The following is a 26,761-nucleotide window of genomic DNA, read 5'->3' as shown; positions in this document are numbered from 1 at the left end:
GGGGTCCGGTACGGCTTCCCACGGAGAATTGAACATGAATGTGCAAGTGATCAAACGTGACGGCGAGCCGGAGTATGCGGTGCTGTCATGGGCCGATTACCAGGCGCTGCTGGCGGCCGCCGGTACGCCGCAGGTGGCCGAGCCCGCCGTTGCTGCCGCCCCACCGTTGAGCCGCCTGGTCAGCCTGCGCGAGGCCAAGGGGATGAGCGTCGATGACCTGGCCCGGGCGGTGGGTATCAGCCCGCACTACCTGGGGATGATCGAACGCGGCGAACGTCAGCCCGATGCCGCGATTCAGCGCTCGCTGGCCTGGAACCTGGGTGTCGAGGGCTGGGAGCCGGGCTCTTGAGCGTCCGCATCAGCCGCCAGCACTGGCAGGCGCTGCTCAACGAGCTGGCGGAGGCGCGGCGACAGCGCCACCTGCTGACCTACCGCGCGCTGATCGAACGCCTGGAGCTGCCCAGCCCGGCCATGCAGACCCTGGCCGCCGCCCTCGAACACCTGGCCGCGCTGGATGCCCGCGCCGAACGTCCCCTGCGCAGCGCGCTGGTGATCAGCCAGGGCGCGAGCCGTCTGCCCCGTACCGGTTTCTTCGATTGTGTCACCCGCCTGGGCCGCTTCAGTGGTGCGCCGGATGGCGTGGCCGCGGCGTCCTGGCACGCCGCCGAAGTGGTGCGGGTGTTCGAGTTCGACTACCCCGAGGATGTGTAGATGCTCTGGCGCCTGCGTGCCCGACTGAGTTACTGGCTGGCCCGTCGCCTTTTTCACTGGCAATGGTGGGTCAAGCAGCCGCGCGGCTGGAAATGGCTGGAAGGGCAGTTCGCCCGGATGGCTGCCCTGGGCGATGTGCCGGCGCAGAGTTTCTACGGCCATATCCTGCTGTTTCGCGGCCAGGGGTTCGGTGCCCGGGAAGAGGGCATCCGTTTGCTGCGTCTGGCGGCCCAGGGCGGCGATGGCAAGGCCGCCTATCAGCTAGGGGCGTTGAGCCTGGCCGGTGATACCCGTCACGCGCCGAATGCCGAAGAGGCCGCGCTCTGGTGGGCGATGGCGGCGCAGGCCGGGCACCCGCTGGCGTGCCGGCGTCTGGCCACGCTGTACCGCGACGGGGGCGAAGGCCTGGCCGCCGATCCGCAGCGCGCCGCGCAGTTTGACGCCTTGGCCACCCAGCACGGGCTGTAGGTTCAGGCGCTTTCTCGGTTGTGCCCCAACTGCCGTGTGTCGAGGATGTGCAGGCTGTAGCCCGGCACGTTCTTGGCGTGGCGCTTGGCCTCCGAGGCCAGGCCGGCCAGTTGGCTGGCGTCCAGGTCCATGCAGTTCTCCGGGTGCAGGTGCACCACCCCCAGCGACAGTGAGAGCAGGGCGAACTCTTCGCGCTGGCCCTGGCGGTTGTGGGCGACGAAACAGCCCGCTTCCAGGTCCTCTTCCCGATAGAACCGTCGGCATTGCCCCTGGAAGTCTTCCAGCAGGTGGTTGAGGCGTGCGCGCCAGTCTTCCGAGCCGAGCACCAGCAGGAAGTCATCGCCGCCGATGTGGCCGACGAAATCCCGGGCCGGGTCGACGCGCTCGTTCAGGCACTGGGCCAGGCACAGCAGTACCTCGTCGCCCTTGGCGTAGCCGTAGAGGTCGTTGAAGGGTTTGAAACTGTCGATGTCCACGTAGCACACCACCGCCTCGCGGGACTGTTGCAGCAGGCGCGCCAGGCACTGCTGGATCGGCACGTTGCCGGGCAGCAGGGTCAGCGGGTTGGCGTAGCGCGCTTGCTGGATCTTCAGCTCGGTGATCAGCTTGAGGACGTCGATGACCCGCCCGAGGCCCTGGTAGCGGCCATCCAGGGTGATGATGAAGTCTTCTTCGATGCGTTGGCGGGCGCGACTGGTCAGCAGGCGGCTGACCTTCTGCAGCGACTGGCCCAGCTCCACGGCAAGAAAGTCATCGCTCATCAGGCGGCTGATGGGCTTGCGGGCGAACAGCTCGGTGGCGAAGGGCTTGAGCAGCGCGTCGGACAGCGAATGACGGTGCACGATCCCCACCGGTTGCTGCTGCTCGTTGAGCACCGCCAGGGAGTTGAGGTTGGCCTGGGCGCGGAAGGCTTCCAGCACTTCGGCGATGGGAGTGTTCAGGCCCACGGCGATCTGTTCGTTGAGCAGCGCGGACAGGTCACTGCCTTCGTCGTTGAGGCTGGCCGGCGCGCTCTCCAGCTTGGGCAGCAGGGCGCGGGCGTCCTTGGGCGGGTTTTCCTGGGGGCGGCACAGCAGGTAGCCCTGCAGCAGGTCGATGCCCATCTCCGACAGCACGGCCAGCTCTTCGGCGCGTTCGATGCCTTCGGCGATCACCTCGGCGCGCGACGCCTTGGCCATCTGCAGGATCGAACCGACGAACTCGCGCTTGACCGCATCCTGGTGGATGCCGTCGATGAAGTGCCGGTCGATCTTCACGTAATCCGGACGCAGCTCCGACCACAGGCGCAGGCTGGAATAGCCGGCTCCCAGGTCATCCAGGGCAATGGAAAAACCCATGGCGCGGTAGTGGTGCAGGGCGGTGTCGAGCAGGGCGAAATCTTCGGTGGGCGCCTGCTCGGTCAGTTCGATCACCACCTGGCTCGGCGGGATGCCATAGGCCTGCAGCAGTTGCAGGGTGCGCCCGGGCTGGTGGTTGGGTTCCAGCAGCGATTCCGGCGAGACGTTGAGGAACAGCTTGCCCTCCAGTTTCAACTCGCTGAAGCGGCGACAGGCGCTCTTGCGGCAGGCGAGTTCCAGCTCGCTGAGGCGTCCGGCATGGCGGGCGACGGCGAACAGGTTGATCGGGGAGTGCAGCGGGCTGTTGGACGGGCCGCGGGTCAGGGCTTCATAGCCGAGAATGCGCCGTTCGGACTGGCACACGATAGGCTGGAAGAGGCTATGCAGGTCGCCGTGAGCGAGGATGTGGCCCAGCGCGCTCAACTGCTCGGTGACGGTCATGAGTGGGTCTCTATATCCAGAAAAAGCAAAGGGCTGATATCGCTATCAGCCCCTGCATTTCACGACAGATTGGTGACCGTTTGATGACTGTCCGGCGTTAGTGTTTCGCCACCTTGGCATTGAGGCCCAGGTAATCGAGGAGAATGCGCCCGGTTTCCGCCAGGAAGGCATCGTCCTCGGGCTTGGTTTTCTCCGGCTCGACCGGCGCGGCGTCTTCGTCTTCTTCCTTCAGCTCGGTCAGCAGGGTTTCGCCCTTGGCCTTGCGGCGGCTGTTCTCGATCGCCAGTTGCTGGGCTTCGATATCGGCCTGCTGGGCGCGGCGCTTGGCTTCGTTGAGGCTGACGGTCTTCTCGTTCAGCAGCTTCTGGGCCAGGGCCAGGCGTTCACGGGCGAAGGTGAAGTCCGGGTTGTTGGCGGTGCGGGTGTCGTAGCGCGACTGCAGGTCGGCGAGGAACGGCTTGATCGGGTCGAGCTCGGGCTTGATTGCCGGGCGGATGCTGTCCCACGGCAGGGCCTCGGGCAGGGCGCTTTCGCCGATGTCCTTGGTGTCCATCACGTCGGGGTACTTGATATCCGGGATCACGCCCTGGTGCTGGGTGCTCTGGCCGGAAACCCGGTAGAACTTGGCCAGGGTCAGCTTCAGTTCGCCATGGTTGAGCGGCTGGATGGTCTGCACCGTGCCCTTGCCGAAGGTCTGGCCACCGATGATCAGTGCACGGTGGTAGTCCTGCATGGCGCCAGCGAAGATTTCCGAGGCCGAGGCAGACAGGCGGTTCACCAGAACGGCCATCGGGCCCTTGTAGAACACGCCGGTGTTCTCGTCCGCCAGCACGTCCACGCGGCCGTCGCTGTTGCGCACCAGCACGGTGGGGCCCTGGTCGATGAACAGGCCGGTCAGTTCGGTGGCTTCCTGCAAAGAGCCGCCGCCGTTGTTGCGCAGGTCGATGACCACGCCGTCGACTTTTTCCTTCTCCAGCTCACCCAGCAGGCGTTTCACGTCGCGGGTGGTGCTCTTGTAGTTCGGGTCGCCGGCACGGAAGGCCTTGAAGTCCAGGTAGAACGCCGGGATCTCGATCACGCCGAGCTTGTAGTCGCGGCCTTCGTGCTCGAGTTGCAGGACGCTTTTCTTGGCGGCCTGTTCTTCCAGCTTCACCGCTTCACGGGTAATGACCACGACCTTGCTGGTCTGGTCGTTCGGCGCGTTGCTGGCCGGGATCACTTCCAGGCGAACCTTGGAACCTTTCGGACCGCGGATCAGCTTGACCACTTCATCCAGGCGCCAGCCGATCACGTCGACCATCTCGTCGTCGCCCTGGGCCACGCCGGTGATCTTGTCGGCCGGTGCGATCTGCTTGGTCTTCTCGGCAGGGCCGGCCGGTACCAGGCGCACGACCTTGACGTGCTCGTTGTCGCTCTGCAACACGGCGCCGATGCCTTCCAGCGACAGGCTCATGTTGATGTCGAAGTTTTCCGCGTTGTCCGGGGACAGGTAGGTGGTGTGCGGGTCGTAGGACATGGCGAAGGCGTTGATGTACGCCTGGAAGATGTCCTCGCCGCGGGTCTGCTCCAGTCGCGCCAGCTGGTTCTTGTAGCGCTTGGTCAGCAGCTCCTGGATCGCCTTGGATTCCTTGCCGGCGATCTTCAGGCGCAGCACTTCATCCTTCAGGCGCTTGCGCCACAGGTCGTCCAGTTCGGCGACGTCCTTGGCCCAGGGCGCGTTCTCGCGGTCGATCAGCAGTTCTTCGTCGACGGTGAAGTCGATGGCGTCGACGCCTTTCTCGAGCTTCGCGAGGGCGAACTGCAGACGGCCCTGCAGGCGCTCCAGGTGACGCTTGTAAATGATGAAGCCCGGCTCCAGGTTGCCGTTCTTCAGGAAGTCATCGAACTTGTCGTGCCACTGGTCGAACTCGGCGATGTCGCCGGCGGTGAAATAGCTGCGCGCCGGGTCGAGCATCTTCAGGTAGCCCTGGTAGATCTTTTCCGAGCGTTCGTCATTGAGTGGCGGCTTGTTGTAGTGGTGACGCTTCAACAGCTCCACGACGTTGAGGCTGGCGATGACCTGCTCACGATCCGGCTGCAGGTATTCCCAGTGATCGTCACCCGTGGTCTTGGCGGCCAGGGGCAGGGCACCCAGACCGAGGGCAAGGGCGAGGGTGGCGCTGAGTAAAGAACGCTTCATGCTGATTCGACGCGGGGACTGTTGATAACGCATATTAGGCCGTCTTTAAGGGCGCCAGGTTCCATCGGCGCAATGCAAAAGCCCGGCGCTTACCGCCGGGCTCGGTTCAAATGCACTATGGAGGCAGCGTGAAGGCATTGCAAGGCGTGGAAGGCCGTGTGGAGTGGGTAGAACAGCCCGCATTGGCCTGTGATGTGGGGGAGGTTCGCATTCGTGTGGCGGCGGCGGGCCTCAATCGGGCTGACCTGTTGCAGCGTGCGGGCCTGTATCCGCCTCCGCCCGGCGCGAGCGAGATGCTCGGCCTGGAATGTGCGGGCGTTATCACTGAGGTCGGTCCGGGTAGCGACTGGCAGGTGGGCGATCGGGTCTGTGCCCTGCTGGCCGGTGGCGGCATGGCGCAGGAAGTGGTGGTCGATGCCCGTCACGTTCTGCCGGTGCCGGAAGGGCTGTCCCTGGCGCAAGCAGCGGCACTGCCGGAGGTCTACGCGACTGCCTGGCTCAACCTGTTCCAGCTGGCCAGTCTCAAGCCCGGTGAAAAGGTGCTGCTGCATGCGGGCGCCAGCGGCGTCGGTTCTGCCGCGATCCAGCTGTGCAAGGCCTTCGGCAGCCCGGTCTGGGTGAGTGTCGGCTCGGCCGAACGCCTGGCCTATTGCGAGGCCCTGGGGGCCCAGGGCGGCGTGTTGCGTGGCGATGACCTGTCGGCGCTGCGCGACTTCGGGCCATTCGATGTGATTCTCGACCCGGTGGGCGGCAACTATGCAGCGCTCAACCTCGACCTGCTGGCCCGCGACGGGCGCTGGGTGAATATAGGACTCATGGGGGGGCGCAAGGCGGAACTGGACCTGGCCCTGGTGCTGGGCAAGCGCATCCAGTTGACCGGCTCGACCCTGCGCAACCGCGACGATGCGTTCAAGGCCGACCTGATGCGCGACCTGCTGGCCACGGTGTGGCCGCTGTTCGTCGAAGGGCGTTTAAAACCGCAACTGGAGCGTGGATTCCCGGTCAAAGATGCAGAAGCCGCATTTGCCGCCCTGGCCGATAACACGGTCAACGGCAAACTGGTGCTTGTCATCGACGATAGCCTGGTCTAATCACTAGGGCTGGATCGCGTGAAAGGGAGGCGAAAAGCGGCGCTGTCGCGTTCTTTTCGATCTTCTTATCTTATTGTTTCCAAATGAATTTCTTATCCATTGATTGAGCTGCTCAATCAGCTTCATGGGTTCAATCAATAGGATTTTTAGCTCGTATGGGAATAAGATTCGTCTTGTAAATTTCCTAACCCTCGAAGGAGTTCACTGATGTCTTTGATTAACACTCAAGTTCAGCCGTTCAAGGTCAACGCTTTTCACAATGGCAAATTCATCGAAGTCACCGAGCAGAGCCTGAAAGGCAAGTGGTCGGTACTCATCTTCATGCCGGCAGCTTTCACCTTCAACTGCCCGACCGAGATCGAAGACGCTGCCAACAGCTACGCCGAGTTCCAGAAGGCTGGCACTGAAGTGTACATCGTCACCACCGACACCCACTTCTCGCACAAGGTATGGCACGAGACTTCCCCTGCCGTTGGCAAGGCTCAGTTCCCGCTGATCGGCGACCCGACTCACCAGCTGACCAACGCGTTCGGCGTGCACATCGCTGAAGAAGGCCTGGCACTGCGCGGCACCTTCGTGATCAACCCGGAAGGCGTGATCAAGACCGTCGAAATCCACTCCAACGAGATCGCTCGTGACGTGGGCGAGACCCTGCGCAAGCTGAAAGCTGCCCAGTACACCGCTTCCCACCCGGGCGAAGTCTGCCCGGCCAAGTGGAAAGAAGGTGAGAAGACCCTGGCTCCTTCCCTGGACCTGGTCGGCAAGATCTAAAACACGACCCGGAAGCCTCGGCTTCCCGATGGTCAGCTCCGGGGGATGCAACCCATCCCCTGGGGCCCGGCGCCCGGGCGTAACCCGTCCGGGCGTTTTATTGCCCGAATTTTGTCATTGAGGACACGCATATGTTGGACGCCACGCTCAAAACCCAGTTGAAGGCTTACCTGGAAAAAGTCAGCCAGCCGTTCGAAATAGTCGCGTCCCTCGATGACAGCGACAAATCCCAGGAACTGCGCGGCCTGCTCGACGACATCGTCAGCCTGACCGACAAGATCACCCTGAAGACCGACGGCACCGATGCCCGCGTCCCGTCGTTCAGCCTGAACCGCCCGAACGGCAACATCAGCCTGCGCTTCGCCGGTCTGCCGATGGGCCACGAATTCACCTCGCTGGTGCTGGCCCTGCTGCAAGTCGGTGGCCACCCGTCGAAGCTGGCGGCCGAGGTCATCGAGCAGATCAGCAGCCTCGAAGGCGAATTCAACTTCGAGACCTACTACTCGCTGTCCTGCCAGAACTGCCCGGACGTGGTGCAGGCGCTGAATCTGATGGCCGTGCTCAACCCGAACATCCGCCACGTTGCCATCGACGGCGCGCTGTTCCAGGACGAAGTCGAGTCCCGCCAGATCATGTCGGTACCGAGCATCTACCTGAACGGCGAGCTGTTCGGCCAGGGCCGCATGGACGCCGAGCAGATCCTGGCGAAGATCGACACCGGTGCCTCGGCCCGCGATGCCTCCAAGCTGAACGCCAAGGACGCCTTCGACGTGCTGGTCATCGGGGGTGGCCCGGCCGGTGCCGCGGCAGCCATCTACGCCGCCCGCAAAGGCATTCGTACCGGTGTCGCGGCCGAGCGTTTCGGCGGCCAGGTGCTGGACACCATGGCCATCGAGAACTTCATCTCGGTGCAGGAAACCGAAGGCCCGAAACTGGCCCGTGCCCTGGAAGAGCACGTCAAGCAGTACGACGTCGACATCATGAACCTGCAGCGCGCCAGCGCCCTGATCCCGGCGACCGGCGAAGGCGGCCTGCACGAAGTGAAGTTCGAGAGCGGTGCGAGCCTGAAAGCCAAGACCGTGATCCTGTCCACCGGCGCCCGCTGGAGAGAGATGAACGTGCCCGGCGAGAAGGAATACCGCAACAAGGGCGTGGCCTACTGCCCGCACTGCGACGGCCCGCTGTTCAAGGGCAAGCGCGTGGCAGTGATCGGCGGCGGCAACTCCGGCGTGGAAGCGGCCATCGACCTGGCGGGCATCGTCGCCCATGTCACCCTGCTGGAATTCGACAGCAAGCTGCGCGCCGATGCCGTGCTGCAGAAGAAGCTGTACAGCCTGCCCAACGTCAAGGTGATCACCAGCGCCCTGACCAGTGAAGTGAAAGGCGATGGCCAGAAGGTCACCGGCCTGGTCTACAAGGACCGCAACTCCGACGAGTTCGTCCCGGTTGAGCTGGAAGGCATCTTCGTGCAGATCGGCCTGCTGCCGAACTCCGAGTGGCTGAAAGGCTCGGTGGAGCTGTCGGACCGCGGCGAGATCATCGTCGACGCCCGTGGCGAAACCTCGCTGCCGGGGATCTTCGCGGCGGGTGACGTGACCACGGTGCCGTACAAGCAGATCGTGATCGCCATGGGGGAAGGGTCGAAAGCGTCGCTGAGCGCATTCGATCACCTGATCCGCAGCTGATCCAGGGGGCTGTCACCAAGCCCTGCAGCAGCGTCAAACCAAGCGGACAACCCTCCAGGGTTGTCCGCTTTTTTTATGCCTGTCGTTCGTGGGCAGGCAGCGTGATCGCTGGCGTTTCGGTGGTGGAAAGGGTGTTGATAGTTTTTATTATGATCGACATATGATTTTTATATTATGTATGTAATTCTATTGGCCGCACTATACCTCCACACACGGTCCATCACGCTGAACCCCCGAGGAAACACGCAATGAGCACACAGAACGAAAAAGGTACTGCCCTGATTACTGGCGCATCGTCGGGCATCGGCGCGACCTATGCCGAGCGCCTGGCCCGCCGCGGCCATGATCTGCTGCTGGTGGCCCGCGACCTGCCGCGCCTGGAAGCACTCGCCGCGCGCCTGAGCCAGGAGTTCGGGGTGAAGGTCGAGGTCCTGAAAGCCGACTTGACCGACGCGGCGGACCTGCAGGCAGTCAGCCAGCGGCTGCGCGGCGACAAATCCATCAGCCTGCTGGTCAACAACGCGGGCATGGCCATGAACGGCAAACTGGCGGAGGCCGACCTGGCGACGGTGGACCGCATGATCCTGCTCAACGTCGTGTCCCTGACCCACCTGTCCGCCGCGGCTGCCGCCAATTTCAGCGGGGCAGGGCGGGGCGCGATCATCAACATCGCCTCGGTGGTGGCCCTGGCACCGGAAATGTTCAACGCCGTCTACAGCGCCACCAAGGCTTACGTACTGAGCCTGAGCCAGACCTTGCATGGCGAGGTGAAGGCGCAGGGTGTCCAGGTGCAGGCCGTGCTGCCGGGCATCACCCGCACGGAAATCTGGGAACGCAGTGGCATGGACGAGTCGGCCCTGCCGGCGAGCATGATCATGGAAGTGGGGGAAATGGTGGACGCGGCCCTGGCCGGCTTCGACCAGCGCGAGCTGGTCACCATCCCCTCGTTGCCGGATGCCGCCGACTGGCAGGCCCTGGTCGGCGCCCGCGGCAAGCTGGGGCCGAATCTGTCCCACAGCAGTGCGGCGGCCCGCTACAAGTAAGCGTCACGCCCATGAAAAAGCCCCGGATGGAAACAGCCGGGGCTTTTTGGTTTAGTGTTTGCCAGGAAAGGGGGCAGCCTAGATCGAGCAGGGAAAGGCTCGCGGCTGAAGCCCCTCCCACAGAGCGGTCCTGTCCGTGGGAGGGGCTTTAGCCGCGACAGTCATCGATCACTGTTTTGCCACCTCGTCGGTGTTCTGCTCGATCAACAGGCGCCGGGTGGTTTTCAGCAGGCGGTCGGACAGCTCCGAATCGCTGACGCTGCGCGACAGCAGCAGGGCGCCGACCATGGCGCTGAGGATCAGCACGCTCTGGTCCGCTGCCCCCTCATCGCCCCCCAGGCCGGCCTCGATGGAGGCCAGGCGGTTGCGCACCATCTCGTCGGTGGTCGGGCTGGGCTCGCCACGCTGGCCGAGCTCGGCGGACATGGTGGGCAGTGGGCAGCCTTCGCCCGGGTTCGCTCGGTGGGCAGACGACAGGTACTGGCGGATCAGGGTGGCGAGCGGCTTTTCGCCTTCGGCGATCGCCCTGGTCGAGGCGCCGAGTTTCTCGACGCTGTGACGCAGGGCGGTTTCCACCAGCTCGTCCTTGGACTTGAAGTGGGCGTAGAAGCCGCCATGGGTCAGGCCCAGGGTCTTCATCAGCGGCTGCAGGCCGGTGGCGCCGACGCCGTCGCGGCGGAACAGCCGCGCGGCTTCTTCGATGATGCGTTGGTGGGTCTGGGCTTTGTGGTCTTCTGAGTAGCGCATGGTGTTTTCGCCCGTTCGATTTCAGATGTCGGATAGCATCTTACGCCCTTCGTCCCGCTCTTTCAGCGCCGGATGCAGGCGTGCGGCCGGCGCACGACAGGAAGCGCACTGTCAGTGGTCCACCGCCTCCAGCAGGGTGGCGACACCCTGGCCGCCGGCGATGCATTGTGTGGCGATGGCGTAGCGGCCACCGGTGCGGTGCAGCAGGCTGGCGGCCTTGCCGGTGATGCGCGCGCCGGTAGCGCCTAGCGGGTGCCCCATGGCCAGGGCGCCGCCGTCGAGGTTGACCTTGGCCATGTCCAGCCCCAGCTCGCGCACGCAGGCCAGGGACTGGCTGGCGAACGCCTCGTTGAGTTCCACCAGGTCGATGTCGGCGATGCCCAGGCCGGCGCGTTCCAGCACCTTGCGGGTCGCCACCACCGGGCCCATGCCCATGATGTCCGGTGCGCAACCGCCCACGGCCACGGCCTTGATGCGGGCGAAAATGGTCAGGCCGTGTCGCCGGGCGAATGCCTCGGTGCACACCAGTACCGCGGCGCTGCCGTCGGTGAGCGGGGAGGCTGTACCGGCGGTGACCGAGCCGCCGAAGGCTGGCTTGAGCTGGGCCAGCGCCTCCAGGTTGGTGGCGGGGCGGATGCAGCCGTCGCTTTCGACCAGGCCGTCGGGCGTGTTGACCGGCACGATTTCATCGGCAAACAGCTCCTGCGCCTGGGCACGGCTGGCCTTGGCATGGGACTCCACGGCCATGGCGTCCTGGTCGGCACGGCTGATGTCGAAGCGTTTGGCCACTTCTTCGGCCGTCTGGCCCATGCTCGCGTACACCTCGGGGAAGTCGCGCAGCAGCGTCGGGTTGGGGGACAGGTTGAAGCCGCCCATGGGCACGCGGGTCATCGACTCGACCCCGGCGCAGATGAAGGCGTCGCCAGCGCCGAGCATGATCTGCCCGGCCGCGAAGTGCACGGCGGTCATGGACGAACCGCAGAAACGGTTGACCGTCGCCCCACCCAGGGTCTCCGGGAAGCCGGCGCGGAAACTGGCGATGCGGGCGATGTTCATGCCTTGCTCGGCTTCCGGGTAGGCGCAGCCCATGATCACGTCTTCGATGCTGGCGGGGTCGAGGTCGAGGTTGTCCACCAACCCCTTGAGGACCTGGGCAGCCAGATCATCCGGGCGCAGATTGATCAGGGCGCCTTTCTTCGCGAAGTGAAAAGGCGAACGGGCGAAACCGGCGATAACGATGGCGTGCATGGTGGTCATCCTGTGTGGGTTAGGGCACGAGGCGGGTGATCAACTGGGTGTCCCGAGGATCAGGCAGGTGGTCGAGCCGACGGCGTACAGGCGGTCGTCCACGTCGTAGATCCGGCCTTCGGCCAGGGCGGTGGAACGGCCGAGGTGGACGATGCGGCCTTCGGCGCGAACCGGCCCGACCTTGCTGGTCAGGGCGCGCACGTAGCTGATGCGCAGGTCGGTGGTGGTGTAGCCCTGGCCGCGCTTGAGCTGGGTGTGAATGGCGCAGCCCATGCAGGAGTCGAGCAGCGTCGCGGCGTAGCCCCCGTGGATGCTGCCCAGCGGGTTGTAGTGACGCGCATCCGGCGTGCCCTGGAACACGAAGCGGCCGGACTCCCACTCCAGCGGAATGAAATCGACCAGGTGGCCGAACGGCGGGCAGGGCAGGTCGCCATTGCCGATGCCGTCGAAGAATTCCTGGGGTTGCAGTTCACTGACCTGGGCCAGGGTCAGGGTGCCGGGTTGGGCCAGCCTGGCTCGCATGGCCTGTTCCGCTGCCAGCCAGGCAGCCAGTTTCTCGTCGCGGGTCGGGGTGTTCATGGCATCGATCTCCTTGATGGACAGCATTGTTTAAATGATTGGCAACATTTAATGAATTGAATTATGGTCGAAATATAAATGGCTGGCGAGCCCCTTCGTCGGCTCGCTCTGCAGGATCTGATCATGCCAACCTACCCATCGCCGTCACGGGCGCTGTTACTGATGCTGGTGGCCCTGACCGCCCTCGGCGAAATCTCCACCCAGCTGATCATTCCCAGTTTAGGTGCCATCGAGCTGTTCATGGCGGCGCGTTCGGGCAGTGGTGTGCTGGCGCTGTCGGCATTCGTGGCCGCGTTCGGCCTGGGGCAGTTGCTGCTCGGGCCGTTGTCCGATCGCGTTGGCCGGCGTCCGGTGTTGATCGCCGGCCTGCTGGTCTACCTGCTGGCGACCTTGTGGATGCTGCTGGCCAGCAGCATGGAGGTATTCATCGCGGCCCGGGTGCTGCAGGGCCTCGGTGCCTGCGCGGCGCTGGTCGTGGCGCGCGCCATCGTGCGTGATGTGTGGCAGGCCCAGGCCGCCCCCGCCCTGGCATTGACGGTGGTCGGCATGCTCTGCGCCATCGTCGTTTCGCCGATCATCGGCGGCCTGCTGACGGCGCGCCTGGGCTGGCACGCGCCCGTCGTCCTGGCCCTTCAGGTTGGCGGCGGGGCACTGTTGGCGGTGCTGGTGCTGTACCGCGAAAGCAACCGTCACCTCGACCCGCAGGCGGGCCAGTTGCGCAGCCTGGCTGGTAACTATGCCGATTTACTCAGGGCGCGCTCCTTCAAGATGTTTGCCCTGGTGCTGGCGTGCACCTACGGCGCCATGTTCGCCGTGATCGCCGGTTCCTCGGCGGTGTACATCGGCCTGCTGCACCTGAGCGCCGCCGAATACGGCCTGACCTTCGGCGGTATCGTGTCCGGGTTGATCGCCGGGGCCATCTTCACCCAGCGCAGCGTCATGCGCCTGGGCCCGCAGAGGATCGCCGGCATTGGCGTGGCCCTGGTGGCCACTGGAGCACTGAGCACGTTGCTGGTGTATCAACTGGCTGGGCTGTCGGTGCTGGGGCTGTCGCTGCCCCAGGTGCTGGTGACCCTGGGCGGCGGCATGTTGCTGCCGGCCTCGGTGGCCGGCGCGGTCATGCCCAATGCCCAGCGGGCCGGGCTGGCGGCCGGGTTCATGGGCTTTGCGCAGATGGCCGGGGCGACCTGCAGCGGCGTGCTGCTGGGTGTGCTGCAAGATGGCAGCGCGTGGCCTATGGTGATTCTGCACGGCGCATTCGCCTGTGCGGCTTTCGCTGCCTTTCACCTGCTGCGCCCTCGGCCGTCCATTACGGCGGGCCTGGCGGCACAGAAACTTCCCTAGAACATCGGAGTGCTTCATGAGCAGCTATGACGTCGTGATAATCGGTGGTGGACCAGGCGGCTACAACGCGGCCATTCGTGCCGGCCAACTGGGTCTGAAAGTGGCCTGCGTGGAGGGCCGCGACACCCTGGGCGGTACCTGCCTGAATGTCGGCTGCATGCCGTCCAAGGCCCTGCTGCATGCTTCCGAGCTCTACGAGGCGGCGGTGGGCGGCGAACTCGCCACCCTGGGCATTGAGGTCACGCCGACGCTCAACCTGCCGCAGATGATGAAGCAGAAGGACGACAGCGTGGGCGCCCTGACCAAGGGCATCGAGTTTCTCTTTCGCAAGAACAAGGTCGAGTGGATCAAGGGTTGGGGCCGCCTCGACGGGGTGGGCAAGGTCAGCGTGACCCAGGCCGACGGCAGCCAGCGCGAGCTGAGCGCCAAGGACATCGTCATCGCCACCGGTTCCGAACCGACGCCGCTGCCAGGCGTGACGATCGATAACACGCGCATCCTCGATTCCACCGGCGCCTTGTCGCTGCCGGAAGTGCCCAAGCACCTGGTGGTCATCGGCGCTGGGGTCATCGGCCTGGAGCTGGGCTCGGTATGGCGCCGCCTCGGCAGTCAGGTCACGGTGGTGGAATACCTGGACCGCATCTGCCCGGGCCTGGATGACGAGACCGCCAGGACCCTGCAACGCACCCTGACCAAACAGGGCATGAGCTTCAAGCTGGCGACCAAGGTCACCGGCGCCAAGGCCAGCGCCAAAGGCGTCACCCTGTCCCTGGAGCCCGCCGCCGGTGGCGCCAGCGAGGAGCTGAAGGCCGACTACGTGTTGGTTGCCATTGGACGCCGTCCCTACACCGAAGGCCTGGGCCTGGAGACCGTCGGCATTACCCCGGACAAGCGCGGCATGCTGGACAACCAGCAGCACCGCAGCGGTGTGCCGGGCATCTGGGTCATTGGTGACGTCACCTCCGGCCCGATGCTGGCACACAAGGCCGAAGACGAGGCGATCGCCTGCATCGAACGCATCGCCGGGCATGCGGCGGAGGTCAATTACGGGGTGATTCCCGGCGTCATCTACACCAAGCCGGAAGTCGCCACCGTCGGCCAGAGCGAGGAGCAGTTGAAGGCGCAGGGGCGGGCCTACAAGGTTGGCAAGTTCCCCTTCACGGCCAACAGCCGGGCCAAGATCAACCACGAGGCGGAAGGCTTCGTCAAAGTCCTGGCCGACGAGCGCACCGACCAGATTCTCGGCGTGCACATCATCGGCCCCAGTGCTGGTGAGCTGATCGGCGAATACTGCGTGGCCATGGAGTTCTCTGCTTCGGCCGAGGACATCGCGCTGATCTGCCACCCGCACCCGACCCGTTCGGAAGCCCTGCGCCAGGCCGCCATGAACGTCCACGGCTGGGCCATGCAAGCCTGAGTGACGGCGCGAGGCCGCGGCGCCGCCGCACGGCTTTGCGACACCGGTGGCAAAACAGGCACGGCCGGAGTGACCCATTGCTCATTCCGGCCGATGCCCGGGCTATGGCCGTAGGCCAGCAGGGTAGGATTCCTGGCTCGGGCAGCACATGCCCGTTGTCACGGACGCAGAGCTTACCCTTATGGACATGTCTTACATCTACCACTTCGCCTACGTGCAGGACCGCAACACCCTCCGCTCCATCGCCCAGGTCACTTTCGCCGCGAAACTGGGCGCGAAAAACAGCAGCACCCTCAAGTGCGTGCGCTCGGTCGAAACCGGCGAATGGCAATGGCAGCCGCCTTACCATTCCGAGCGGTTGATGACGCGGATGTGTCACACCTTGGATCCGGAGCTCCTGCTGTTCCTGATCACTCCCGATGGGATCTGCTCAATCGGCTCGCTCGCCGGGCAGTTCGATGAAGTGATCGACGACTCCAGGGACGGCCCGGCCGGCCGCGGCGAGCTGCGTGATATTCAGATGATCGGTGGCGTGCCCTATGTGGTCGGTATGAGTCGCCAGGTCTATCGCCGTGATGGTCCCGGCAGCTGGAGTCGCCAGGACGACGGCGTGGTCACGCCCCGTGGCGCCAAAGTGATGTGCGGCTTCAACGCGATCCATGGCCTGAGCGAGGCCAACCTCTATGCAGTCGGTTTCAACGGTGAAATCTGGCAGCGCCTCGGCGGGCAGTGGCACCAGCAGGTGCAACCCAAATGGTGCGTTCTGCATCACGTGCGGATGGTGCGTGAGGACCTGATCTACGCCTGCGGCCAGCTCGGCACGCTGCTGCGTTCGACCGGCTCGACCTGGGAGGAAATCCCCCACGGCGTGACCGACAAGGATTTCTGGAGCATGGCCTGGTTCAACGACGCGCTGTACCTGGCCTGTGATGATGGCGTCTTCCGCCTCGGTGCCGATGACCGCCTGGTGAAGGTCGACATGGGCCAGGACTTCGAACCGACCTGCCGTCACCTGCATGCCAATGACGGCGTCCTGCTGTCCGTCGGGCCGAAGCACCTGATGCGCACCGAAGACGGTGAAACCTGGTACCCGGAAGACCCCGAGGCCGACGAAAAGCGAGCGCTGGCGGCTCAGTCGTAGCACGCGAACATTCGATTCATGGAGAGCGACACAGTGTCCACGGAAAGGACGACCTCCCCCCTCGAGGGGCTGGTCATTCGAACGGCAGCCGTCCGCGATGGCGGCGTCGGTTACCTCTACTGCGGCGATCCCGTGCTGGAAAAGCAGGGTCGACCGCACGCCATCTCGTTTCGCGTACAGTCCGGCGAATTCGCCCGGGGCGACGCGAATTTTGATGTCAGCACCTGCTGCATCATCTCGACGCCTTGCCCTGGCCTGATGTCGGTGGCGGGTGCCGGCTACTACTCGGTGCTGACCGTTCAGGGCAATGACACCGGCGATATGTTCGCTGACAGCAACCCGAGGCCGGAGACGCCGCGAACGGGGGGCATCCGCCAGGTCGCCGAGATCGACGGCATGGCCTATGCGGTTGGCTTGCGAGGCTGCGTCTACCGCTATGAGGCGCGCAAGACCTGGCGACGTATCGACGAGGGCCTGCCGTCGTCCTTCGACGGGCAGGCCATTCACGGTTTTTCTGCCGACGACCTGTACGCCGTCGGCCGCAGCGGTGCGATCTGGCACCGCGACGCCACAGGCTGGCACCACTCCCAATCACCGACCAACGCCACCCTGACCTCCGTGATCTGCGCCGGGGATGGCCGGGTGTATGCCGCCGGGCATCACGGTGTGCTGTTGCAGGGTGGCACTGATGGCTGGGCGCTCATCGAGCACACCGCCACCGATGACACGGTCTGGGACCTGGCGTGGTTCCAGGGCGCGCTCTACGCGTCGACGCTGAACACGGTCTACCGCCTGCAGGACGGCAGGCTCGTGGCGGTCGATTTCGGCGCGGACCGTCCGGCGTCCTGTTACCAGCTCAGCACCTGCGGCGAGGCGATGTGGTCGAGCGGTGAGTTCGATGTGATGCGTTTCGATGGCCAACGCTGGACGCGGATCGCGGGAGTTCAGCATGCCGGCGCCTGACGCATTCCCCTGGCGGTTCATCGATGCCGTGGCGGTACGCCAGGACCGGGCCTTCTTCGCCGCGTGCCATGAGGCCGGGGAGGCCTCGGACGCTGCCGTCAGCGGTGTGCTCAGCTGGGATGGCGACTGGACCCGCAAGGCCTTCGACCTGCAGGCGGTTTCCCTGTGCCTGCTGACGGAATCCGAACGTGCGCTGTTGCTGCTGGGCCGCGATGGCCAGGTGGCGTGTTGGGGGAGTGACGGCTTCAGCAGCGAACGGATCGAGTCGGGCGAGATGCCGCTGATCCTGCGCGAGGTCCGTTCGATTGCCGGGCAGGCCTATGCCGTCGGCATGGGGCGTCGGGTATTCCGCCGCGATAGCGCTGCCAGCTGGCGAGCTATCGACCACGACCTGCGGGCGGACCTGGCGCTCGATACGGAGTCGGGCCTGAACAGCATCGACGGTTTCGCGCCTGACGACCTGTACGCCGTGGGTTGGCAAGGTGAAGTCTGGCACCACGACGGCGCGACCTGGCAGCGCAGGAACAGCCCGGTCGCCCTGGCCCTGAACAAGGTGATCTGCGCGCCCGATGGCTTGGTCTACATCGTCGGGCAGGCGGGCCTGATCCTGCAGGGCCGGGCAGACCACTGGCGGGTGATCGACAACGACCTGACCCGCCGCACCTTCACCAGCGCCTGCTGGTTCAACGGTCACCTGTACGTGCTGAGTTCCCACGGCCTGTTCCGCCTGGAAGGCGAGCGATTGCGAGCCATGCAGACTGTGCCCCATCTCGATACGCAGCAGGGTCGGCTGTCGGCGCTCTCGGCCTCGGAGGAGGCGATGTGGCTGATCAGCGACCGGATGGCTGTCGTCACCGTCGATGGCCTGACCTGGCACGAAGTGACCTACCCATGACCCCTTTTTCCCCTTACCTGATGATTCTTCAAGGATGAGCATGACAACGACGTTATCCCCCCTCGACACGGTTGTGACCGGCGTCGTGCGTTACCGCGACCTGGCCTACGTATCGATCCTGAACGATGAAAACCTACCCGCCACCGAGTACACCTACCTCTACGGCTGGGATCTCACCATGGAGGGCGGGCCCTGGGGAGCCTGGACACTGCAGTGGCCAACCGCGTCGATGACCGTGAGTCTCTACCCGGTCGAGCAGGCCTGCGTGGTGAGTCCCCATGGCGATGCGTTCTTCGTCGGCAGCCACCAGGAGAACGAAGAACGCATCTGCACGCCGGACAGCGATCCCCTCGACCGTGGTCATATTCGCCATGTACGCACCATCGGCGACCGGACCTTCGCGGTCGGCATGGGCCGGCAGGTGTACCGCCGCGAAGGCCTCGGCCAGTGGATCTGCCTGGACCAGGCGATTCGCCCGGCCATCGGCGAAACCAAAGGCTTCGAGTCGATTGACGGCTTCAGCCCCTCGGACCTCTACGCCGTTGGCTGGGACGGCGAGATCTGGCACTACGACGGTGCCGCCTGGAGCCAGAAGAACAGCCCCACGGACCGGGTCCTGACCGGCGTGCTGTGCACCGAGGAGGGCGTCGTCTACGCCTGGGGGCGTCGTGGCCTGCTGCTGCGCGGGCGCGGCGATGACTGGGAGCACGTCACCGGTGAGGACTTCATCTGGTCGATCAGCGACCTGTGCGCTTTCGAGGGTGAGCTCTATGTGGCCACCGCCAGCGATCTGTACCGGCTCGAAGACCGCACGCTCACGGCGCTGACGGAGGCCGACTTCGGCGGTGAGAAGCCCGGCGCTTTCGGCGCGCTCAGTGCCCGTGACGGCATGCTGTGGTCGATGGCCGGCAAGCACATCTTCGCCTTGGAAGATGGCACCTGGAGGCGCATCGAATGAGCTTCGTGTTCAAGGACATCGGCTACCGCTACCGCAGCGGCGCCGTTCGCCTGAACGACCTGTGCTACGTGCTGTGCATCGACCCCGGTCTGCAGGAGGCCGGCCTGCCGCACACCAGTTTCTATGCCTACGACTGCGGGCTGTGGGGCATGTACGACATCGGCCGGTTCGATGCCCATTCGCTGTGTGTGGTGCAGCAGCCGAAGCAGCAGGCGATTGGCCTGGGGGCGTGCGGCACGGTTCGGGTCATGGGCAACAACGATGACTATGACGAGTACATCAGCGTCTCCGGGGTGAGCCTGAGCACCCTGCGCAGCATCAACTGCATCGGCGGTTATGCCTATGTGTGCGGCATGGACCGCCAGGTGTTCAAGCGCCTGGCACCCGGCGAGTGGGTCGCCCTGCACGGTGATATGCCCGAGCAACCGGCCGACGACCTGGTGTTCGGTTTCGAGGCCATTCACGGGTTCAGCGAAAGCGACCTGTACGCGGTGGGCTGGCACGGTGAAATCTGGCACCGCGACGGCAAACGCTGGCACCGCTGCGCCAGCCCGGTCTCTTCCATCCTCAGCGATGTGCATTGCGCGGGGGATGGCTGGGCCTACGCCTGTGGCCGGAACGGCGTCCTGCTGAAGGGGCGGGCAGGGCAGTGGACGACGATCGAGCATGACAGGGACGGCACCGACTTCTGGAGCCTCAACTGGTTCCAGGGGCAGCTCTATGTCGCCTCCATCACGGCCCTGTACGTGCTGGACGGCGAGGCCCTGCGGCTGGTCGACACCGGAGACGTCACGCCGCGCAGTTGCCACCGGCTCAGCTCGGCCGACGGCCTGCTGTGGTCCGTCGGTGTTGACGATATTCTCAGCTTCGACGGTGTGAGCTGGAGCCGCGTCGAGTGAATGCGGCAGCGGCGCGCCAGATACCCGGGGACTTTGCCATGACACGACGCAGTCGGCTGTGCCTCGCGCTGCTTCTCGGGCTTCTCGCACACGGGCAATCCGCCATGGCATTTTCCAACACGCTGCACCTGTTCTCGGCCGTCGAGGGCACCGTCTACCTGAACGGCCAACCGGTCTCGGGCGTCGAGGTGGAGCAGGCCTACCACTGGCACTGGAAGAACGAGCAGCGCACGGTCTCGACCCGCACCGACGCGAATGGCACCTTCAGCCTGCCGGCGATTACCGGCCAGTCCCTCACCTCGCGCTTCCTGCCCCACGAGCCGGTGATCGGCCAGCGCATCACCCTTCGCTACCAGGGGCGCGAGCACAAGGCCTGGGTGTTCACCCGACACAACTACGACGCGCTTGGCGAAGTGGCCGGTCGCGAGCTGGTGTTCAGCTGCGAACTGAGCGACGAGCCGGTTGCCCATCCTGAGACCGAAACCTTCGGCATCTGCAGGCTGCTGCCTCGCTGATGTTCAACTGGCGCAGGCGCGCGTCGTTCAGACCGGGACATCACCGAGAATGGTCGCCCGGTGCATCACCCGGCGTTGCGGGCGGTAATCGTCCACGGCGTAGTGCTGGGTAATGCGGTTGTCCCAGAAGGCGACGTCGTTCTCCTGCCAGCGCCAGCGCACGGTGAACTCCGGGCGGGTGCTGTGGGCGAACAGGAAGCGCAGCAGCGCATCGCTTTCCCCGTCCTGCAGTTCATTGATGCGCGTGGTGAAGCCGTCGTTGACGAACAGCCCCTTGCGCCCGGTCACCGGGTGCGTACGCACCACCGGGTGGGAGAGCGGCGGGTGCTTGCGCTGGGCCTCGTGGTAGCGCGTCAGGGCGTCCGGCGTGTTGCCGTAGCGCTCCAGCGGGAACGAGTGGGTGAAGTCATGGGTGGCGGTCAGGCCGTCGAGCAATACCTGCAGCGGCCTGGACAGCGCCTCGAAGGCCGCGCTGCTGCTGGCCCACAGGGTATCGCCGCCGAGGGGCGGCAACTGCTTGGCCGCCAGCACGGCACCCAGCGCCGGGGTCGGCAGGAAGGTCACGTCGGTGTGCCAGATGGCGTTGTCGCGCACGTCGGTGACGGCGGTGTCGAGTACCAGAACTTCCGGTTGTTCGGGGATGTTCGGGTAGATCGGGTGGATGTGCAGATCGCCGAAGCGCGCGGCAAAGCGCGCCTGCTGTTGTGGCTCGATCGGTTGGTTGCGGAAGAACAGCACCTGGTGCTGGAGCAGGGCCTGTTCGATCTGCTGGTGCTGGTCGTCACTCAGGGGCTCGCGCAGGTCGATGCCTTCGATCTGCGCACCCAGTGCCGGGCTCAATGGCGTGATGCGAATACTCATGGCGGGATACCCGACTCAATGGGCCTGGCCGTGCCAAGGCACCAGCTTGCGTTGCAGGGCGCGCAGGCCCATTTCCAGGGAAAAGGCGATCAGGGCGATGACCAGGATGCCGAGGATCACCACGTCGGTGACCAGGAACTGAGCGGCCGATTGCACCATGAAGCCCAGGCCGCTGGTGGCGGCGATCAGCTCGGCGGCGACCAGGGTCGACCAGCCGACGCCAAGGCCGATGCGGATGCCGATGAGGATTTCCGGCAGGGCGCTGGGCAGGATCACGTAGCGGATCAGTTGGGCCTGGGTGGCACCCAGGGACTGGGCGGCGTGGATTCTGGTCGGATCGACGTTGCGCACCCCAGTGGCGGTGGCGATGGCGATCGGGGCGAAGATCGCCAGGAAGATCAGCAGCACCTTGGACAGCTCACCGATGCCGCACCAGATGACGATCAGCGGCAGGTAGGCCAGCGGTGGAATAGGGCGGTAGAACTCGATCAGCGGGTCGAAGAGGCCGCGCGCCAGGCGGTAGCGGCCAATGGCGATGCCCAGCGGGATGGCCGTCAGTACCGCGGCGATCAGGCCCAGGCCGATGCGCTGCAGGCTGGCCGCCAGGTGCTGCCACAGGCTGGCATCCATGTAGCCTTGGGTCAGTACCAGCCAGCCGCGCTTGGCCACGGCCTGTGGGCTGGGCAGGAACAGTGGCTCTATCAGGCCAGCGCTGGTCACCGCCCACCAGACCAGCAGCAGGCTGAGCACGCTGAGGCTGCTGATCGCCCCCAGGCTCAGTTCGCGCCGTGCCTTGGGGACGGGGGCGGTTGCCCGTTTTTCCGGCAGGGTAATCTCCAGGCTGCTCATGCAATTCTCCTGTGCCGCTCGGCGAACACCTGGCTCAGCACGTGTTCGCGGGTGTCGATGAAGTCGGGGTCCGATTTGATGGCGCGGGCGCTTTCGCCGGCCGCATACCGCTGGCCGAAATCCAGGCGCAGGCGTTCGCTGATGCGCCCCGGGTTGGGCGACAGCAGGATCAGGTCGGTGGCGAGGAACACCGCCTCTTCGATGTCGTGGGTGATCAGGAACATCGGCTTGGCGGTGCGCTGCCAGACCTGCAGCAGCAATTCCTGCATCTGCTCGCGGGTGAAGGCGTCCAGGGCGCCGAAGGGTTCGTCCATCAGCAGTACCCGGGGTTCTGCCGCCAGGGCGCGGGCCAGGCCGACGCGCTGGCGCTGACCGCCGGACAGCTCCCAGATGCGCCGCTGGTCGAAGCCGGCCAGGTCCACCAGGCTCAGCAACTCGCGGGCCTTGGCTTCACGCACATCGCGCGGGACGCCCGCCAGTTGCAGGCCGAAGGCGACGTTCTCCAGCACGGTCTGCCAGGGCAGCAGCGCGTCGTCCTGAAAAACCACGCCGCGCTCGGCACCGGGGCCAATGACTGGGTGCTGGTCGAGGCTGATGCGCCCGACGCTGGGCGCGACGAAGCCCGCAATCAGGTTGAGCAGGGTGGTTTTGCCGCTGCCCGATGGTCCCAGCGCCACCAGCAGTTGCTGAGGACCGAGGCTCAGGGAGATATCCGCCAGTACCGGCTCGGCCGCGCCGGGGTACTGTGCGCTGATGCGCTCCAGTTCAAGTAAGGCCATGGGTGTGCTTCTCGTCTGGGGCGCCCGTTCGCCAACGAATGGGCGCCGGGCGGATTAAGGGAGGTAGGCGTCGCTGACGTAGGGCGAGTAGTCGCTCAGCACGCCGTCGGCCTTGCCTTGTTCCTTGAGGAAGACCGCCGTGGCGGCGATGTCCTGGGCGGTCTTGCCACGCAGCAACTGCGCTTGCTGGCTGGCGTCCGGGAAGGCTGAACCGGCCAGCAGTTCTGGAACGTCCTGCGGGGCAGCGCCGGTCAGCCTGGCGATCTTCTGCACCGGCTCGGAATCGGCGTTCCAGCTGTCCTTGTGCGCGGCGTAGTCGGCGAAGGCGTCGAGGCTGACCTGGGCGAATTTGCTCAGCAGCTCGGGGTGTTTATCGGCGAAGTCCTTGCGCGCGACCCAGACCTCGAAGGTCGGTGCGCCCCAGGTGCCGACCTGCTCGGCATCGGTCAGCACCTTGCCTTCCTTCTTGATCTCGCCCAGGGCAGGGGACCAGACGAAGGCGCCGTCGATGTTGCCGCGCTTCCAGGCGGCGGCGATCTCGGTCGGGTTGAGGTTGACGATCTTCACCGTGCTCGGGTCGAGCTGCCAGTGCTTCAACGCGCCCAGCAGGCTGTAGTGCGAGGTGGACACGAACGGCGTGGCGATGGTCTTGCCCACCAGGTCCTGGGGGCCGTTGATGCCACTGCCGTTGCGCACCACCAGGGCTTCGGCGGCGTTGATCTGGGCGGCGACGAAGAAGGTCACGATCGGCAGGCCACGGGTGGTGGCGGTAGCCAGCGGGCTGCTGCCGAGGTTGCCGATCTGCACGTCGCCCGAGGCGATGGCGGTGACCACTTCGGCGCCACTGTTGAAACGGCGCCAGTCGATCTTCTGGCCCAGGGCCTTGTCGTAGGTGCCATCGGCCTGAGGGATCTTGGTGGGGTCGATACCGGTCTGGTAGCCGATGATCAGGTCATCGGCCTGGGCTGCTGCACTGAGGCCAGCCACGACCACGGCCGCCAGCAGCCGGCGAAGGAAAGGGTGCGTCATGTTGCGAACTCCGAAGGGGCTTGCGGCCGCGGTCGCCTGGGCGTCGGTCACAGCCGCCTGAAAGGGATCAGTTGCTCAGGTACTGCTTGCTGACATAGGGCGCGTAGTCCGGCAGCACCGCGTCGACCTTGCCCTGCTCCTTGAGGAAAGTGGCGGTGTCGGTGATCGCCTGGGTGGTCGGCGCATCGAGCGCGGTCACCTGATCAGCCGCCAGCGGGAAGACGTTGCCCTGCAACAGCAGCGGGATGTCCTGGGCCTTGGCGCCAGAGAGCTTCACCACCTTGTCGATGTTGGCGCTGTTGGCCAGCCAGGCTTTCGGGTCCTTGCGGTAGTCGGCGTAGGCATCCAGGGTGACCTTGGCGAAGGCCCGAACCACCTCGGGGTGCTTCTCGGCGAAGTCCTTGCGCACGATCCAGGCATCGAAGGTCGGTGCGCCGAGGTCGCTCAACTCGCCGGAGGTGATCAGCACCTTGCCGCTCTCCTTGGCCACGCCCAGGGCCGGGTCCCACACGTACGTCGCGTCGATGTCGCCACGCTGCCAGGCAGCAATGATCGCCGGCGGCGCGAGGTTGATGATCTGCACCTTGGATGGGTCAATCTGCCAGTGCTTCAGCGCCGCCAGCAGGCTGTAGTGACCGGTGGACACGAACGGCACCGCAATCTTCTTGCCGACCAGATCGGACGGGCCCTGGATACCACTGCCCTCGCGTGCCACCAGCGCTTCGGCGGCACCGATCTGGGTGGCGATCAGGAAGGTCTGGATCGGCAACTGGCGGGTGGCCGCCGCAGCCAGCGGGCTGGAGCCCACATAACCGATCTGCACATCGCCCGACGCCACAGCGGTGATGACCTCCGCACCCCCATCGAACTTGCGCCAGTTGATCTTGGCGTTACTGGCTTTCTCATACGCACCATTGGCCTGCGCCACCTTGGCCGGATCGACGGTAGTCTGGTACGCCACCGTGAAATCGACGGCCTGGGCACCCAGGGCAAAACCACTCAAGGCGATGGCCGCCAACAGACGTTGCGGCAGGAACTTGCTGAGCATGACGTGACACTCCTGGACAGCCGGCCGGCTGCAAACGCAGGAGGGCCGGATCACGGACGAAAAATCGGGGGTTCAATCAGAAGTCCGGTGATCCGGTGGAAGCAAGTTAATCGATCTAAAAAACAGCTAACAAATACTATTTGGGAATATGTATATGAGGGTTGGAGAGGGTGAATGTGCTGTGGGGGAGAGGCTTCAAGGTGGGGTATTGGCGGGGTAGGGAAGGGGTGATAGAGCCGTTGTGCCAGGTGGCCTGGCACCCCTGTGGACGCGCTCGGGCCAGTGGATTGAAACCGAAGTGAATCTTGAGTTGGCCGATCACCATGCTGATCCAGAAGACGGTCAGGCTGAAGCACGTGAAGTACAGCCACACGGCCAGGGAGCTGCTGATGGTCGAACGGCTCAGGCCCAGGGTGTAGAGAAAACTGTAGCGATGCATCCGGCAGAAACGGTCGAACGGGCTGTATGACTCCTGCTCGAAATCCGGCAGCGTTGAGAAGTATCGATCGAAGCGGCGAATACCGTGGAAGCGGAGGTAGATACCGTTGAAGCCTCCCGCTACGAACAGGGATACCCAACTGAACACCAGAGTTCGCTCCAATAGCGAGGCGTCACTCATCGTTGATCAGATTGTGCATTTGCAATGCCTCTTGCAGCTCTTCACCGCTAGCCAAAGGCTGCAGTGTGCCCCACCAAGCTAATGTCGCGAATATCAAAAAGGCGAAGCGCTGCCGATGGTGGGGACTTTCTTTATGTCTGGGTTGCCTTGCAGGCGTTGGGCGAAGGGGTGAACAGTGGCTTGCTTCATACCAGCCTTTGCTCCCGTTCCAGATCAACCAGCCGACTATTCGGACCGTTCGGGCGCGGGCGCTCTTTTACCAGTGCCGGCCATTGGTTACGGGCACGACGCTTGGCGATAGTGTATGTGAAGTTTTGCAGGGTATTGAGCGGTGCTAAAAGCAAGCTACATAGCAACATCATGACGCGGGAGAAAGTAAGAAAATTACGGCCATTGTTCTCTCGGTACTCCTCTATCAACCGTCCCCAATGTAGGCGGGACCATTGCCCTTTGCTTTTACGTCCCTCCAGCAGGCTCTGAATAAACGCATCCGATTCACTGTGATTACCCTGTTCGTCAAACCAGGGGCCTTTGTCCATATAAGTACGCAGGTACTCCCAGAAGCCCAGCTGCATGTCCAGACTTTTGCTAATGGGACTGCCCAGGTTGATCACCACCTGCTCCTGAGGATGGCCATAGCGATGTAGCAGCGCTTCAAGGGCCGCGTGGCGCATGCCGGCGGTATAGGGGCCAATGGTGGCAAAGCTGTAGGCGGCCGCAGCGATCCCATCCCAAGGCGTGTGGTACAGCTCGCCGTCCTGCTCGAAGTAAAGCTCGCGGGTGCGGCGATTGAGCAGAATGGGCAGTGGTATGGGGCGCAGAACTTCCCAGAGAAAGGGAAGGATAAAAGCGGCTAGAGCAATCAATAAACAGTAAAGCACCCATTCCATATCACGATCTGCATAAGCCATAAGCCCCATTGCAAGGCTAAAAAATCCTAGCCCTCCCCCCAAGGCACCGGTCAACATTCCGCGATCCGCGCTATCGCCGTGCTCGATTACCAGGTAATGCTGGGTTTGTTCCTCGACTTCGGGGATGCACAGCAGCTCCGCGCCCGTTGATTGGTCGGCACGGAGCAAGCAGCTCTCCGGGCTGCCTTGCAAGCGCTGGGCAAAGGGGTGCGGTGCGGTTGTTTCGGTCATGG

At 64.6% G+C, this 26,761-nt stretch carries 27 protein-coding genes; 15 read left to right on the top strand and 12 right to left on the bottom strand.

The features are described from left to right. Nucleotides 1-34: 34 nt before the first annotated feature. The 3 genes from N5C28_RS11025 to N5C28_RS11015 are packed head-to-tail and all read left to right on the top strand — an operon-like array spanning nt 35 to nt 1,179. On the top strand, nt 35-349 hold the full coding sequence (locus tag N5C28_RS11025) for a helix-turn-helix transcriptional regulator (protein WP_279822225.1): 315 nt from the start codon (nt 35-37) through the stop codon (nt 347-349). Beyond that, nucleotides 346-711 carry a hypothetical protein gene (locus N5C28_RS11020; protein WP_279822224.1) on the top strand — a complete coding sequence of 122 codons (366 nt, stop codon included), beginning with the start codon at nt 346-348 and terminating at the stop codon, nt 709-711. Before N5C28_RS11025 ends, N5C28_RS11020 begins: the two co-directional genes overlap by 4 nt. Next, nucleotides 712-1,179 carry a sel1 repeat family protein gene (locus tag N5C28_RS11015; RefSeq protein WP_279822223.1) on the top strand — a complete coding sequence of 156 codons (468 nt, stop codon included), beginning with the start codon at nt 712-714 and terminating at the stop codon, nt 1,177-1,179. 2 nt (nt 1,180-1,181) lie between these two features. Here N5C28_RS11015 and N5C28_RS11010 read toward each other — a convergent pair whose 3' ends face one another. Then, nucleotides 1,182-2,957: an EAL and GGDEF domain-containing protein gene (locus N5C28_RS11010; protein ID WP_279822221.1), complete on the bottom strand. Its 1,776-nt coding sequence runs from the start codon at nt 2,955-2,957 to the stop codon at nt 1,182-1,184. Between the two features lie 97 nt (nt 2,958-3,054). Next, on the bottom strand, nt 3,055-5,136 hold the full coding sequence (locus N5C28_RS11005) for a carboxy terminal-processing peptidase (protein WP_279822218.1): 2,082 nt from the start codon (nt 5,134-5,136) through the stop codon (nt 3,055-3,057). A 128-nt stretch (nt 5,137-5,264) separates the two neighbouring features. Between N5C28_RS11005 and N5C28_RS11000 the strand changes: the two genes are divergently transcribed. The 4 genes from N5C28_RS11000 (at nt 5,265) to N5C28_RS10985 (ending at nt 9,726) form a co-directional block, all read left to right on the top strand. Continuing rightward, on the top strand, nt 5,265-6,227 hold the full coding sequence (locus tag N5C28_RS11000) for a zinc-binding dehydrogenase (protein ID WP_279822216.1): 963 nt from the start codon (nt 5,265-5,267) through the stop codon (nt 6,225-6,227). 207 nt (nt 6,228-6,434) lie between these two features. Beyond that, on the top strand, nt 6,435-6,998 hold the full coding sequence (ahpC, locus tag N5C28_RS10995; protein WP_279822214.1) for an alkyl hydroperoxide reductase subunit C: 564 nt from the start codon (nt 6,435-6,437) through the stop codon (nt 6,996-6,998). Nucleotides 6,999-7,129: 131 nt separating this feature from the next. Beyond that, a complete protein-coding gene (ahpF, locus tag N5C28_RS10990) occupies nt 7,130-8,683 on the top strand; it encodes an alkyl hydroperoxide reductase subunit F (protein ID WP_279822213.1) in 1,554 nt (517 codons plus the stop codon). Nucleotides 8,684-8,931: 248 nt separating this feature from the next. After that, nucleotides 8,932-9,726 (top strand): SDR family oxidoreductase, encoded by a 795-nt coding sequence (locus tag N5C28_RS10985; protein ID WP_279822212.1) that lies wholly within the window; start codon nt 8,932-8,934, stop codon nt 9,724-9,726. 168 nt (nt 9,727-9,894) lie between these two features. On the opposite strand, the gene N5C28_RS10980 is transcribed toward N5C28_RS10985, so the two are convergent. From N5C28_RS10980 to N5C28_RS10970, 3 genes are all read right to left on the bottom strand, one after another. Beyond that, nucleotides 9,895-10,473 carry a TetR/AcrR family transcriptional regulator gene (locus N5C28_RS10980; protein ID WP_279822211.1) on the bottom strand — a complete coding sequence of 193 codons (579 nt, stop codon included), beginning with the start codon at nt 10,471-10,473 and terminating at the stop codon, nt 9,895-9,897. A 111-nt stretch (nt 10,474-10,584) separates the two neighbouring features. Further along, nucleotides 10,585-11,721 carry a thiolase family protein gene (locus N5C28_RS10975; protein WP_279822210.1) on the bottom strand — a complete coding sequence of 379 codons (1,137 nt, stop codon included), beginning with the start codon at nt 11,719-11,721 and terminating at the stop codon, nt 10,585-10,587. A 39-nt stretch (nt 11,722-11,760) separates the two neighbouring features. Continuing rightward, nucleotides 11,761-12,300, bottom strand: a complete 540-nt coding sequence (locus N5C28_RS10970; protein WP_279822209.1) for a PaaI family thioesterase — start codon at nt 12,298-12,300, stop codon at nt 11,761-11,763. Nucleotides 12,301-12,423: 123 nt separating this feature from the next. Here N5C28_RS10970 and N5C28_RS10965 point away from each other — a divergent pair, with 123 nt between their 5' ends. The 8 genes from N5C28_RS10965 to N5C28_RS10930 all read left to right on the top strand — a co-directional run bounded on the left by N5C28_RS10965 (nt 12,424) and on the right by N5C28_RS10930 (nt 20,432). After that, nucleotides 12,424-13,644: an MFS transporter gene (locus tag N5C28_RS10965; protein WP_279822208.1), complete on the top strand. Its 1,221-nt coding sequence runs from the start codon at nt 12,424-12,426 to the stop codon at nt 13,642-13,644. 16 nt (nt 13,645-13,660) lie between these two features. Continuing rightward, entirely contained in the window at nt 13,661-15,061 is a 1,401-nt protein-coding gene (gene lpdA, locus N5C28_RS10960; RefSeq protein WP_279822206.1) for a dihydrolipoyl dehydrogenase, read from the top strand. Between the two features lie 181 nt (nt 15,062-15,242). Continuing rightward, nucleotides 15,243-16,202: a hypothetical protein gene (locus tag N5C28_RS10955; RefSeq protein WP_279822205.1), complete on the top strand. Its 960-nt coding sequence runs from the start codon at nt 15,243-15,245 to the stop codon at nt 16,200-16,202. 18 nt (nt 16,203-16,220) lie between these two features. Then, nucleotides 16,221-17,165 (top strand): hypothetical protein, encoded by a 945-nt coding sequence (locus N5C28_RS10950; protein WP_279822204.1) that lies wholly within the window; start codon nt 16,221-16,223, stop codon nt 17,163-17,165. Next, nucleotides 17,152-18,060: a hypothetical protein gene (locus tag N5C28_RS10945; protein ID WP_279822203.1), complete on the top strand. Its 909-nt coding sequence runs from the start codon at nt 17,152-17,154 to the stop codon at nt 18,058-18,060. Before N5C28_RS10950 ends, N5C28_RS10945 begins: the two co-directional genes overlap by 14 nt. 40 nt (nt 18,061-18,100) lie before the next feature. Continuing rightward, nucleotides 18,101-19,018 carry a hypothetical protein gene (locus N5C28_RS10940; protein WP_279822202.1) on the top strand — a complete coding sequence of 306 codons (918 nt, stop codon included), beginning with the start codon at nt 18,101-18,103 and terminating at the stop codon, nt 19,016-19,018. Then, nucleotides 19,015-19,917, top strand: coding sequence for a hypothetical protein (locus tag N5C28_RS10935; RefSeq protein ID WP_279822201.1), 903 nt, complete (start codon nt 19,015-19,017; stop codon nt 19,915-19,917). Before N5C28_RS10940 ends, N5C28_RS10935 begins: the two co-directional genes overlap by 4 nt. Nucleotides 19,918-20,021: 104 nt before the next feature. After that, nucleotides 20,022-20,432: a DUF6795 domain-containing protein gene (locus N5C28_RS10930; protein WP_279822199.1), complete on the top strand. Its 411-nt coding sequence runs from the start codon at nt 20,022-20,024 to the stop codon at nt 20,430-20,432. A 27-nt stretch (nt 20,433-20,459) separates the two neighbouring features. Here N5C28_RS10930 and tauD read toward each other — a convergent pair whose 3' ends face one another. From tauD to N5C28_RS10895, 7 genes are all read right to left on the bottom strand, one after another. Continuing rightward, nucleotides 20,460-21,293, bottom strand: coding sequence for a taurine dioxygenase (gene tauD / locus N5C28_RS10925; protein ID WP_279822198.1), 834 nt, complete (start codon nt 21,291-21,293; stop codon nt 20,460-20,462). A 15-nt stretch (nt 21,294-21,308) separates the two neighbouring features. Continuing rightward, nucleotides 21,309-22,142 (bottom strand): taurine ABC transporter permease TauC, encoded by an 834-nt coding sequence (gene tauC / locus N5C28_RS10920; RefSeq protein WP_279822197.1) that lies wholly within the window; start codon nt 22,140-22,142, stop codon nt 21,309-21,311. Next, the gene (gene tauB, locus N5C28_RS10915; protein WP_279822195.1) at nt 22,139-22,921 is read right to left on the bottom strand and encodes a taurine ABC transporter ATP-binding subunit; all 783 of its coding nucleotides are present in this window, start codon (nt 22,919-22,921) and stop codon (nt 22,139-22,141) included. Before tauB ends, tauC begins: the two co-directional genes overlap by 4 nt. Before the next feature lie 54 nt (nt 22,922-22,975). After that, complete coding sequence (tauA, locus tag N5C28_RS10910) at nt 22,976-23,950, bottom strand: taurine ABC transporter substrate-binding protein (protein WP_279822194.1); 975 nt, start codon at nt 23,948-23,950, stop codon at nt 22,976-22,978. Nucleotides 23,951-24,017: 67 nt separating this feature from the next. Next, on the bottom strand, nt 24,018-24,998 hold the full coding sequence (gene tauA, locus N5C28_RS10905) for a taurine ABC transporter substrate-binding protein (RefSeq protein WP_279822193.1): 981 nt from the start codon (nt 24,996-24,998) through the stop codon (nt 24,018-24,020). Nucleotides 24,999-25,134: 136 nt separating this feature from the next. Then, nucleotides 25,135-25,617, bottom strand: coding sequence for a hypothetical protein (locus N5C28_RS10900; RefSeq protein ID WP_279822192.1), 483 nt, complete (start codon nt 25,615-25,617; stop codon nt 25,135-25,137). A 185-nt stretch (nt 25,618-25,802) separates the two neighbouring features. Beyond that, nucleotides 25,803-26,759: a hypothetical protein gene (locus N5C28_RS10895; protein WP_279822191.1), complete on the bottom strand. Its 957-nt coding sequence runs from the start codon at nt 26,757-26,759 to the stop codon at nt 25,803-25,805. Nucleotides 26,760-26,761 lie beyond the last annotated feature (2 nt).

It is taken from the genome of Pseudomonas sp. GD03944, from assembly GCF_029839275.1.
GTDB lineage: Bacteria > Pseudomonadota > Gammaproteobacteria > Pseudomonadales > Pseudomonadaceae > Aquipseudomonas.
The sequence above is the reverse complement of the archived record's forward strand: the minus strand, read 5'-3'. Positions and strand labels throughout refer to the sequence as shown.